General features: G+C 72.8%; 12 protein-coding genes. 6 read left to right on the top strand and 6 right to left on the bottom strand.

The features are described from left to right. A partial coding sequence (locus ABD296_RS47420; protein WP_344284410.1) for a LysR substrate-binding domain-containing protein occupies positions 1 to 373 on the top strand: 373 nt, incomplete at its 5' end. An 18-nt stretch (positions 374 to 391) separates the two neighbouring features. On the opposite strand, the gene ABD296_RS47415 is transcribed toward ABD296_RS47420, so the two are convergent. Next, positions 392 to 1,198 carry an EamA family transporter gene (locus ABD296_RS47415; RefSeq protein ID WP_344284407.1) on the bottom strand — a complete coding sequence of 269 codons (807 nt, stop codon included), beginning with the start codon at positions 1,196 to 1,198 and terminating at the stop codon, positions 392 to 394. A gap of 96 nt (positions 1,199 to 1,294) precedes the next feature. Between ABD296_RS47415 and ABD296_RS47410 the strand changes: the two genes are divergently transcribed. Both ABD296_RS47410 and qcrB read left to right on the top strand, forming a co-directional pair. Continuing rightward, a complete protein-coding gene (locus ABD296_RS47410) occupies positions 1,295 to 1,960 on the top strand; it encodes a LysR substrate-binding domain-containing protein (protein WP_344284403.1) in 666 nt (221 codons plus the stop codon). A gap of 74 nt (positions 1,961 to 2,034) precedes the next feature. Next, complete coding sequence (qcrB, locus tag ABD296_RS47405; RefSeq protein WP_344284400.1) at positions 2,035 to 3,681, top strand: cytochrome bc1 complex cytochrome b subunit; 1,647 nt, start codon at positions 2,035 to 2,037, stop codon at positions 3,679 to 3,681. A 28-nt stretch (positions 3,682 to 3,709) separates the two neighbouring features. Here the strand turns inward: qcrB and ctaD are convergent, their stop codons facing one another. The 3 genes from ctaD to ABD296_RS47390 all read right to left on the bottom strand — a co-directional run bounded on the left by ctaD (position 3,710) and on the right by ABD296_RS47390 (position 7,055). After that, positions 3,710 to 5,401, bottom strand: a complete 1,692-nt coding sequence (ctaD, locus tag ABD296_RS47400) for an aa3-type cytochrome oxidase subunit I (protein WP_344284397.1) — start codon at positions 5,399 to 5,401, stop codon at positions 3,710 to 3,712. 73 nt (positions 5,402 to 5,474) lie between these two features. Further along, positions 5,475 to 5,810 carry a DUF2795 domain-containing protein gene (locus tag ABD296_RS47395; RefSeq protein WP_344284394.1) on the bottom strand — a complete coding sequence of 112 codons (336 nt, stop codon included), beginning with the start codon at positions 5,808 to 5,810 and terminating at the stop codon, positions 5,475 to 5,477. 27 nt (positions 5,811 to 5,837) lie between these two features. Next, a complete protein-coding gene (locus ABD296_RS47390; RefSeq protein WP_344284391.1) occupies positions 5,838 to 7,055 on the bottom strand; it encodes a zinc-dependent alcohol dehydrogenase in 1,218 nt (405 codons plus the stop codon). A gap of 188 nt (positions 7,056 to 7,243) precedes the next feature. On the opposite strand from ABD296_RS47390, the gene ABD296_RS47385 reads away from it, so the two are divergent. From ABD296_RS47385 to ABD296_RS47375, 3 genes are all read left to right on the top strand, one after another. After that, the gene (locus ABD296_RS47385) at positions 7,244 to 8,236 is read left to right on the top strand and encodes a Dyp-type peroxidase (protein WP_344284388.1); all 993 of its coding nucleotides are present in this window, start codon (positions 7,244 to 7,246) and stop codon (positions 8,234 to 8,236) included. Continuing rightward, complete coding sequence (locus ABD296_RS47380; protein WP_344284385.1) at positions 8,233 to 9,027, top strand: family 1 encapsulin nanocompartment shell protein; 795 nt, start codon at positions 8,233 to 8,235, stop codon at positions 9,025 to 9,027. The genes ABD296_RS47385 and ABD296_RS47380 overlap by 4 nt, the downstream gene beginning before the upstream one ends. 156 nt (positions 9,028 to 9,183) lie before the next feature. Beyond that, entirely contained in the window at positions 9,184 to 10,026 is an 843-nt protein-coding gene (locus ABD296_RS47375) for a MerR family transcriptional regulator (protein WP_344284382.1), read from the top strand. A gap of 57 nt (positions 10,027 to 10,083) precedes the next feature. Here ABD296_RS47375 and ABD296_RS47370 read toward each other — a convergent pair whose 3' ends face one another. Both ABD296_RS47370 and ABD296_RS47365 read right to left on the bottom strand, forming a co-directional pair. Further along, positions 10,084 to 10,557 carry an SCP2 sterol-binding domain-containing protein gene (locus tag ABD296_RS47370; RefSeq protein ID WP_344284379.1) on the bottom strand — a complete coding sequence of 158 codons (474 nt, stop codon included), beginning with the start codon at positions 10,555 to 10,557 and terminating at the stop codon, positions 10,084 to 10,086. A gap of 102 nt (positions 10,558 to 10,659) precedes the next feature. Then, on the bottom strand, positions 10,660 to 11,362 hold a 703-nt coding region (locus ABD296_RS47365), incomplete at its 5' end, for a helix-turn-helix domain-containing protein (RefSeq protein WP_344284376.1).

Genomic DNA, 11,362 nt, shown 5'->3' with positions numbered 1-11,362 from the left:
CGGAACGCTCGCGCTGGCCGCCGCGCCGGGCCCGGCGGTCGCCGCCGCCGCGCGGCTCGCCGAGGCCGACCTGGCGGGCGAGCGGCTGCTGGTGAATGTCCCGGCCTGCTCGTTCTGGCTGGCCGGGGAGCGGATCCTCGGGTCCGGCGTCGAGCGGGTGCGGGCGGGCAGCGTGACGGTCATGGCGTCCTGGGCGGAGCGCGGGCTCGGGATCGCGCTGGTGCCGGAGTTCGCCGTCCGGGACCGGCTGGACGCCGGCTCCCTCGTCCGGCTCGCCCTCGACGCGCCCGACCTCAGCCTCCGCCTGGTGTGGCGCGCCGACCGCGAGGCGATGCCCGCCCTGCGCGAGGTGCTGTACGCGGCAAGCGCCTGACCAGGCGATACAGGCCGGTCAGGAGACGCGCGCCGCCAGGACGCTGACGGAGTTCGCGGTGACGATGACGAGGATGGCGAGCCACTGCGTCCAATGCAGCGCCTGCCCGAGGACGGCCAGCCCTGCCACGGCGGCCAGCACCGGATTCAGGCTCATGAAGAGGCCGAAGAAGCGCGCCGGGACGCGGCGCAGCGCCAGCAGGTCGGCGAGGAACGGGACGGCCGACGACAGCACGCCCGCCGCGCCCGCGCACGCCAGCGCCCGCACCGTCGGCGGGTGCTGGACGAGGACGAACGCCCCGATCGGGACGAACACCAGCCCGGACAGCCCCGCCGCGGCGGCCGACCCCTCGGCGCCGGGCAGCGTCCGCCCGATGGCCCGGTTGAGCAGGATGTACCCGGCCCAGCAGCACGCGGCTAGCAGCCCGAGGCCGATGCCGAGGAAGTCGGAGGCGGGCCGCGGCCGGGTCAGCGCCACCACCGCGGCCGCCACGGCGGCGGCGCAGGCCAGGTCGGTGCGGCGGCGCGAGCTCGCCAGCGCGACGGTCAGCGGCCCGAGGAACTCCAGCGTGACGGCCAGGCCGAGGCCCACGCGCCCGACGGCGGTGTAGAGCGAGAGGTTCATCGTGGCGAAGACCGCCGCGAGCGCCAGCACCGGCCGCCACTGCGCGGCCGTGAACGAGCGGAGCCGCGGCCGCCCGGCCGCCAGCAGGACGGCCGCCGCGACCCACTGGCGCACCGCCACCACCCCGGCCGGCCCGATGACCGGGAACGCCAGCACGCCGACCGCCGCGCCGGTCTGGTTGGACGCGGCGCTGGCCAGCATCAGCGCCGCACCGGCCAGGCGTCCGCGCCCGTCCCCGGCCTGGACGTCCGGCTGCTGCGCCGCACCAGCCGCAGCGTCACCCCGACCGCCACCGGCGTGCGGGTCCTGGCCCGGGCGCGGCGGCTGCTCGCCGAGGCCGACGACCTGGTGGCGGAGGCGACCAGCGGGCACGCCCGGCTGCGGATCGGGTACGCGTGGTCGGCGATGGGCCAGCACACCGTGCCGTTCCAGCGGCTGTGGCCCCGCCGGTGGCCGCACGTCGAACTGCGGCTCGTCCGCACCAACACCGCGACCGGCGGGCTCGCCGAGGGCGCCTGTGACATCGCCGTCGTGCGCGTCGCGCCGGACCCGCGCCGCTTCGACTCCGTGGTCGTCGGGCTGGAGCGGCGGTACTGCGCGATGGCGGCGGACGACCCGTGGGCGCGGCGCCGCTCGGTCCGGCTGGCCGACGTCGCGGGCCGCACCCTGCTCGTCGACCGCCGCACCGGCACCACCACCGTGGACCTGTGGCCGCCGGAGACCCGGCCCGCCACCCGGCACACCGCCGACATCGACGACTGGCTGGCCGCCGTCGCGGCCGGCGGCTGCGTCGGCGTCACCGCCCGCGGCACCGTCGACCAGTACCGGCGGCCCGGCGTCGTCTACCGGCCGCTGCGCGACGCCGCGCCCATCGCCGTCCGGCTCGCCTGGTGGCACGACGACCCGCACCCGGCGGCCCGGCACGCCGTCGAGCTGCTCACCGAGCTGTACGGGGGCGGCTGAACCCGCCCGCCGTTTGTGGGGCGCCCCCACGGGTACCCGCCCAGCGGAAACTCTGCTTGATCAGGAGGAGCGCGATGGCGGGACGGGGCCGGGGCGGCGGGAAGCAGAAGCTGCCGGCGGGCTGGCGGCTGGCGTACGGGGTCAACGACCGGCTCGGCTCGACCGAGGTCCTGAGCCAGAACATCAAGAAGGCGTTCCCCAAGCACTGGTCGTTCCTGCTGGGCGAGATCGCGCTCTACTCGTTCATCGTCCTGATCCTCACCGGGGTCTTCCTGACCCTGTTCTTCAGGCCGAGCGGCACGGAGATCGTCTACGACGGCTCCTACGCCCAGCTGCGCGGCGTGAAGATGAGCGAGGCGTACGCGTCCACGCTCGACCTGTCGTTCGACGTGCGCGGCGGGCTGCTGATGCGGCAGATCCACCACTGGGCGGCGAACATCTTCCTCGCGGCGATCAGCATCCACCTGCTGCGGATCTTCTTCACCGGCGCGTTCCGCAAGCCGCGCGAGATCAACTGGCTGATCGGGGTGACCCTGTTCGCGCTGTCGGTCCTGGAGGGGTTCGCCGGCTACTCCCTCCCCGACGACCTGCTGTCCGGCACCGGGCTGCGCATCGCCGAGGGCATCCTGCTCTCGGTGCCGATCGTCGGCACCTACCTCACCTTCTGGGTCTTCGGCGGGCAGTTCCCCGCCAGCGACACCTTCATCCCGCGGCTGTTCACCGTGCACATCCTGCTGGTCCCCGGCGTCCTGCTCGCGCTGATCACCGCGCACCTGATGATCCTCTGGCACCAGACGCACACCCAGTGGCCCGGCAAGGGCCGCCGCGAGCAGGCGGTGCAGGGCGAGCCGACCTTCCCCAGCTTCATGGCGCAGAGCGGCGCGTACTTCCTCTACACCTTCGGGTTCCTGGCCGGGCTGGCGGCGTTCGTGCAGATCAACCCGGTCTGGCTGTACGGGCCCTACGACCCCGACGAGGTGTCGTTCGGCTCGCAGCCCGACTGGTACATCGCCTTCCTCGAAGGCTCGCTGCGCATCATGGGACGGCTCTCCACCACGGTCGCCGGACACACCATCAGCTGGAACGTGCTGCTGCCGGCCGTCGTCCTGCCGATGGTGTTCTTCACCCTCATCGGCCTCTACCCGTTCTTCGAGAGATGGGCGACCGGGGACGAACGCATCCACCACCTGCTCGACCGGCCCCGCAACGCCGCGACCCGGACGGCGATCGGCGCGGCCGTCATCGCCTGGTACGGCAACCTGTGGGCGGCGGGCGGCAACGACATCATCTCCAACACCTTCAAGATCCCGCTGTTCTGGACGACGTGGTTCTTCCGGATCGGGTTCTTCGTGTTCCCGGTGCTGGCGTTCGCCGTCGCCCGCCGCGTCTGCCTCAGCCTGCAGCGCCGCGACCTGCAGCAGCGCGAGGAGGGCGTGGAGAGCGGCCTGATCTCGCTGACGCCGGACGGCGGCTTCACCGAACGGCACGAGCGGCCGGAGCCGGAGCAGGCGGCGATCCTGCGGACCCGGCAGCCGCGCGAGCTGGTCGCGGCCTACCCGCACCACATCATCCCGCTGCCCACGCCCGGCCGCGTCCGGACCCAGGCCCGCACCCGCACCAACCGGTTCTACCTCAATTACCAGACCGAGTCCTACGGCGGCGGCCAGGGCGACCTCAAGCGCCAGGGCGCCGTGGAGAAGGAGAAGAAGGAGGGCTCCTGACCGCGGCTCCGGCGGTAATCGGGTCGGGTCAGGAGGAGTCGGCGGGGGGTTGCGGGAGGGCGAGCTCGGACTTCTGCGGGTCGTCCTTCGGCGGGTAGTGCAGGTCGAAGGCGGGGCGGAAGGACCGGATCCGCGGCATCGAGGTGAAGTTGTGCCGGGGCGGCGGGCAGGACGTGGCCCACTCCAGGGAGCCGCCGTAGCCCCAGGGGTCGTCGGCCTCGACGGGCTGGGCGCGCCGGTGCGTCCGGTAGATGTTCCACAGGAACGCGAAGGTGGAGGCGCCCAGGATGAACGAGCCGATCGACGACACGAAGTTGAGCGTCGCGAACTGGTGGGGGTAGTCGGCGATGCGGCGCGGCATGCCTTCGGCGCCCAGCCAGTGCTGGACGAGGAAGGTGGTGTGGAAGCCGACGAACAGCGACCAGAAGTGGATCTTCCCCCAGGTCTCGTTCAGCATTTTCCCGGTCATCTTCGGCCACCAGAAGTAGAACCCGCCGAACATCGCGAACACCACGGTGCCGAACAGCACGTAATGGAAATGGGCGACGACGAAATACGAGTCGGTGAGGTGGAAGTCCATGGCCGGCGAGGCGAGGATCACGCCGGTGAGGCCGCCGAACAGGAACGTGACCAGGAATCCGATCGCCCAGAGCATCGGGGTCTCGAAGGTGAGCTGCCCTTTCCACAGGGTGCCGATCCAGTTGAAGAACTTGATGCCCGTCGGCACCGCGATCATGAACGACGTCATCGAGAAGAACGGCAGCAGGACCTGGCCGGTGGCGAACATGTGGTGCGCCCAGACCGTCATGGAGAGCCCGGTGATCGCGATGGTGGCGCAGACCATGCCGAGGTAGGCGAAGACGGGCTTGCGGGAGAACACCGGGAGGATCTCGGTGACGATGCCGAAGAACGGCAGCGCCACGATGTAGACCTCGGGATGCCCGAAGAACCAGAACAGGTGCTGCCACAGCAGCGCCCCGCCGTTCGCGCCGTCGAAGATGTGCGCGCCGAACTTGCGGTCGGCCTCCAGCGCGAACAGGGCGGCGGTCAGCACGGGAAAGGCGATCAGCACCATCACGCTGGTCAGCAGCGCGTTCCAGGTGAAGATCGGCAGCCGGAACATCACCATGCCGGGGGCCCGCATCGCGATGATCGTCGTCATCAGGTTGACCGAGGTGAAGATGGTGCCGAACCCGGACACGATCAGGCCCATCACCCACATGTCGGAGCCCAGCCCGGGCGAGTACGCCGACGACGACAGCGGCGAGTAGGAGAACCAGCCGAACGCGGCGGCGCCGCCCGGCATGAGGAAGCCCGCCAGCACCATGAGCGCGCCGAACAGGAAGAGGTAGTAGCTGAGCGTGTTCAGCCGCGGGAACGCCACGTCGGGCGCGCCGATCTGCAGCGGCACGATCACGTTGGCGAACCCGGCGAACAGCGGCGTCGCGAACAGCAGCAGCATGATCGTGCCGTGGATGGTGAACAGCTGGTTGTACTGCAGGTTGTTCATCACCTGCATGCCGGGCTCCATGAGCTCGGCCCGCATGAGCATCGCCATCAGCCCGGCGATCAGGAACATCGCGAACGAGGTGCCGAGATAGAGGTAGCCGACCATCTTGTGGTCGGTGGTGGCGAGAATGTCGCCGATCCTCGTTCCCTTGCGGTGGCGCGCCAGCGCGTCCGCGGCGCTGGTGTCCGGCGTGCCCTGCACAGCCGTCATCCGGGCTCCCCTCCTCGGCCATTACCAACCTGGGGTAATGACCAGAGAAAAACCCTTCAAACGCGCAGGTCGGTCAGGGCTGCCAGTGCTCGCCCTCGTCGCCGCGGAGCTCGTCCTGGACGGGCGGGCGCTCGGTGTCGCGCATGTGCTCGGCGAGGCCGGGCTTGTTGTGGTGGCGCTGCTGGTAGGCCTGCTCCGCCGGGGTGCGCCCGGGGTCGGGGTCGATCGGCAGCGAGCGCAGCACCTCGGCCGCGCTGCCGTAGGTGCCGAGCGGCAGCGACGACAGCGCCCGCTCGGCCTCGGTCAGCGGCCGCCGCGCGTGCGCGTGCTCGACGATCCGCTCCTTGCTGGCCGGGAAGGGCAGGTCCCCCAGCAGCTCCTCGACCTGCCTGGTGTCGGCGATCTTCATGGTGTTCCCCCCTGTCGCGGCCGGCCGTCAGCCGGAGACCTCCAGCGCCACCTTCGTCCAGCCCGGCTCGCGCCGGTCGAACGCCTCGTAGGCCTCGATGACCCCCGGCAGGCGCGCCTGCTGGGTGAGGATGGTGGTCGGGTCCGCGCCGCCCTTGGCGATGCGGCTGAGCAGCCCCGGCACGTACCGGCGGTGGTTGCAGTTCCCCGCCTTGACGGTCAGGTTCCGGTTCATCGCCAGGCCCAGCGGAAAGCTGGTGTAGTGCGGCGGGTAGACCCCGACGATCCCGATGGTGCCGGCCTTGGCGACCATGTCCACGGCCCAGCGCAGCGCCTCGCCGGGCGCGTCGCCGGGACGCCACTGCGCGCCGTCCTGGCCGGTGCGCGGCGCCGCCTGCGCCTGCTCGCGCTCGAACTCCCGCCGGTCCTCCCTGGTGATCGCCTCGGCGGCGGGGCCGCTCGCCGGGCTCTCGGCGTCCACCCCGACCGCGTCGATCACGCGGTCCGCGCCGATGCCACCGGTGAAGTCCCGGACGGCCTCGACCGGGTCCTCGGCGTTGAAGTCGACGGTCTCGGCGTTCTGCAGCCGCGCCGTCTCCAGCCGGTCGGCGTGCCCGTCCACCACGAACACCCGTCCGGCGCCCTGGATCCGCGCCGACAGCACGGCGAGCTGCCCGACCGGGCCGGCGCCGAGCACCGCGACGGTGTCGCCGGTGCCGACCTCGGCGAGCCGGGCGCCGAACCAGGCGGTCGGCAGGATGTCGCTGACCATCAGCGCCTGCTCGTCGGTGACGCCCGGCGGGATGGCGACGAGGTTGGTGTGGGCGTACGGGACGCGCGCGTACTCGGCCTGCAGGCCGTCGAACGGTCCGGTCGACCGCGGGCCGCCGTAGAACGACGTGCCGGCGGACGGGCCGTTGGGGTTGGCGACGTCGCACTGGGCGTAGTAGCCGGCGCGGCAGTACGAGCACCGGCCGCAGCCGATCGTGGACGGGATGACGACGCGGTCGCCGGGCACGAAGTTGCGGACGTTCGGCCCGGTCTCCTCGACGATGCCGACGGCCTCGTGGCCGAGGACCGTACCCGGCTCCATCCCGGGCATCGTCCCCCTGACGAAGTGCAGGTCCGTCCCGCAGATCGCGCTGGCGGTGATCCGGACGACCGCGTCCTCGGGGCCGCGGACGGCCGGGTCGGGCACCTCGTCCAGGCTGATCTTGCCGACGTCGTGCCAGACCACTGCCCTCATGGCTCTGCTCCCTCCCCTGGCGGGACCTGGTCCTGTTCGCCCTTCCCGCAGCTCACTGGCCAAACATGGGCGTTCCGGACACCGGTGTCGGGGGCGACCGCGGGCCACCGGATAATGGTGAGCCGCACACCGCGATCTCTTCAGGAGTCGGCCATGACACGCCCTTCCCGGCCCGCGCGGGCCCGCCGGTGAGCGCCCCGCGCGCCGGCGCGTCCCAGGAGGTGCTCGGGCCGCTGACCGGCTCGGCGATCTTCCTGGTGGCGACCGTCGACCCCGGCGGCGAGCCCGTGGTCGCCGAGCTGCTGCCCGACCTCGCCGGGCTGGTCCGCGCGGTCGGCTTCCGGATACCGGACGGCGGGCTGACCTGCGTCACCGGCATCGGCTCGGACGCCTGGGACCGGCTGTTCTCCGGCCCCCGCCCCGCCGGGCTGCACCCGTTCACCGAACTCGCCGGCGACCGGCACACCGCCCCCGCCACGCCCGGCGACCTGCTGTTCCACATCCGCGCCCACCGGATGGACCTGTGCTTCGAGCTGGCCGCCCAGATCATGGAGCGGCTGGCGGGCGCGGTGACCGTGCGGGACGAGGTGCACGGGTTCCGCTACTTCGAGCAGCGCGACCTGCTCGGCTTCGTCGACGGCACCGAGAACCCCACGGGCGAGGACGCCCGCGCCGCCGTCGTCGTCGGCGACGAGGACCCGGAGTTCGCCGGCGGCAGCTACGTGATCGTCCAGAAGTACCTGCACGACATGCGGGCGTGGAACGCGCTGACGGTCGAGCGGCAGGAGGACGCGGTCGGCCGCCGCAAGCTGTCCGACATCGAGATCCCCGACGAGCTGAAGGCGCCGGGCGCGCACGTCGCGCTCACCACGATCACCGGGCCGGACGGCGAGGAGCGCAAGATCCTGCGCGACAACATGCCGTTCGGCAACGTGCGGGACGGCGAGTTCGGCACGTACTTCATCGGCTACTCCGCCACCCCGGAGGTCACCGAGGAGATGCTGCGGAACATGTTCCTCGGCGACCCGCCCGGCGTGCACGACCGGCTGCTGGACTTCTCGACCGCGGTGACGGGCGCCCTGTTCCACGTCCCGACGGCCGGCTTTCTGGACGACCCGCCCCCGCTTCCCAGCGACGACGGATCCCTGGGCATCGGCGACCTGAAGAGGAGCGCATCTTGAACAACCTGCACCGCGAACTGGCCCCGGTCTCCGCCGCCGCGTGGGAGGACCTGGAGGCGGAGATCCGCCGGACCGTCACCCGCTACCTGGCGGGGCGGCGGCTGGTGGACGTCCCGGAGGCCGGCGGCGTGACGCTCGCGGCCGTCGCCACCGGGCACCTCGACCCGGTCGACGCGCCCGCCGACGGCGTGCGGGCGCACGTGCGGCGGGCCCGTCCGCTGGTGGAGCTGCGGGTGCCGTTCACCGTCGACCGGCGGGACGTCGACGACGTCGAGCGCGGCGCCAAGGACCCGGACTGGCAGCCGGCCAAGGACGCGGCGCGGCTGATCGCCCGCGCCGAGGATCAGGCGGTCTTCGAGGGGTACGCCGCCGCCGGAATCGACGGGTTGCGCGCCGCGTCGGCCAACCCGGCGATCGCGCTGCCGGCCGAGCCGCGCGAGTACCCGAACGCGGTCGCGCAGGCCGTGACGGCACTGCGGCTGGCCGGGGTGGACGGCCCGTACTCGCTGGCGCTCAGCGCGGACGCCTACACGGCGGTGAACGAGACCTCCGACCACGGCTACCCGATCCACGAGCACCTGGCGCGGCTGGTCAGCGGCGACATCGTGTGGGCGCCCGCGATCTCCGGCGCGTTCCTGCTGTCGACGCGGGGCGGCGACTTCGAGCTGCGCATCGGCCAGGACCTGTCGGTGGGCTACGAGTCCCACGACGCCACGAGCGTCCACCTGTACCTGCAGGAGACGTTCACCTTCCTGACGTACACCGCCGAGGCCGTGGTCGCGCTGGGCTGACGCGCCCCGCGCGCGCCATGTCCGGACCGTGCACGACGTCTCACCCGCCGGCGATGTGCCGTGAATCCGCGGTCCATGACTCAACGGGCCGCGGATAACCGCGCCAGCGGTTGTGAGTACGATGAGCGGATCGACCGCCGAGCCGGAGAGACGGGCATGGCTGACTTCCGAATCGACGACCTGGCGCGCGCGGCCGGCACCACGGTCCGGCACGTGCGCGGCTTCCAGGAGCGCGGCCTGCTCCCGCCGCCCCGGATGAAGGGCAGGGTCGGCTTCTACGACGACAGCCACCTGGCGCGCATCCACCTCATCGCCCGGCTCAAGGACCGCGGCTACACGCTGGCGAGCATCGGCGAGATGCTGTCGGCGTGGGAGCGCGGCCACAACCTGGCCGAGCTGCTCGGCCTGGAGCGGGCCGTGCACGACCCGTGGTCGGACGAGGAGCCGGCGCGGATGACGCTCCCGCAGGTCGTGCACCGGTTCTACCCGGACATCCCGGAGAGCGAGCTGGAGGGCAGGGCGCCCGCCGACTTCCCGCAGCTGCAGCAGGCGGAGGAGCTGGAGTTCATCCGGTGGACCGGGGACGGGTACGAGGTGCCGAGCCCCCGGCTGTTCGAGGTCGGCGCCGGGCTCGTCGACGCGGGCATCGAGCTGGAGGCGGTCTTCGAGATCGCCGGCCGGCTGCGCGGCGACGTGGACGCCATCGCCCGCCAGTTCGTCCGGCTGACCGTGGAGCACGCCGGGCTGGACGCGCGGCTCGGCGGCCGGGACTTCCGCGAGATCGCCGAGCTGATCCAGCGGCTGCGGCCGATCGGGATGCAGGCGGTGCAGGGGCTGCTGGCCCGCTCGCTGCACGCCGAGATCCAGGCCGAGTTCGCCCGGCAGATCGAGAGCCTGGGCCTCACTCCCCCGCCGGCCGGCGCGGTCGACGCCGGGGGGCCGCGGCCGCCGGTCGCCGCGGCGCAGGACGGCGGGACCGCGCCCGACGTGCCCGTCTGACGCGCGCGGCCCCGCGCCCGGGAGCCGGGCCGGGGCCGGTTCGGCGGCCGGGACCGGTCAGTAGTCGAACCAGCCGGGCAGCTTGGCGCCGAACATCATGTCGCCGGACAGCTTGATCTTCCCGGTCATGAACCCCTGGACGCCGTTCAGCCGGCCGGCGCACAGCCGCAGCAGCGTCGGCGCCGACAGCGTGAGCGTCACCTTCGGGCCGTCCGGCGCGCCGCGCTCGCCGATGGCGGCGCCGTCGCGGACCACCAGCCCGTAGGACAGCGTGCCGCCCGGCGCGGTGACGTCCCAGCGGATCACGCCGCCGTCGTTCCCGGCGCGCTCGGCGACGAAGTGCTCGCCCATCAGGCCGAACACCTTGTCCAGGACGTCCTCGGCGCCGGCGGCCGCGACGAACCCCTCGATCATCTCGTCGTCCACGCCGGGAGCGTCCAGCAGCTCGCGGAGCTGCTCCGGCGAGGCGACGTTCTCCAGCAACGCCTTCAGCTGGTCGGCGTCCCCCAGGTCGGGCACGGTGCTGCTCATGGCAATTCCCTCCGGTCGATGCGGCGCTTTCACGCGTCCGACGATTCCAGGGCCGCTGCCGCCGGATAACTGCACCGGAGACGAAAACGCGAGGTGCGGCACTCACCTTCGGGAAGGTTTATGCGCGGCCCTCGCCGGGCCGTTCTGGAACCAGTCGGGCTCACCGCCGGGGCGGGTGGTCGCCTGCCACAGGCGCAGCCCCATCAGCAGCTCGACGTGCAAGGACGGGTCGTGGATCTCGTCGCCGAACCATTCGTCGAGTTTGCGCATCCGGAGCCGGACGGTCTGCGGGTGGACGTGCAGCCGGACCGCCGCGGCGGAGGCGTTGAATCCGCATTCCAGCATCGCCTGGAGGGTCCGCGCATACTGCGTGCGGCGATTCGGCCGGACTTTCAGCAGCGGGCTCAGCCGGCGCCGCGCGGAATGCTCGACGAGGTCGCGGTGGCGCAGCACGAGCAGGGTCGGCGCGTGGTCGGCGGCGATGACCGGCCCCCCGCCGGACGACCCGCCCGGCCGCGCGCCGTCCGGCCCGCCGCCCAGCACCCCGTCCATGGCCAGGCCGAGCGCCTGCCGCGCCCAGGTCAGCGACCGGCCGAGCGCGGCCGGTGCGACGGACGGGCCGACGGCGGCGCCGCGGTCGGCCAGGATCGGCTCCAGCGTCCGCCGGTGCGCCGGGTCCCGCGGGTCCGGGACGATCAGGCACGGCTCGGCGCGGTGCAGGCCGAGCAGCACGTCCGGCGGGAGGGCGTGGGGGCGGGATGGGAGCGTTCCGGGGGGCGGGGCGGCGGGGGGGGGGGGGGGTGGG

This window comes from Actinomadura napierensis, from assembly GCF_039529375.1.
Lineage (GTDB): Bacteria > Actinomycetota > Actinomycetes > Streptosporangiales > Streptosporangiaceae > Spirillospora > Spirillospora napierensis.
This window is presented reverse-complemented; position numbering and strand designations above follow the sequence as displayed.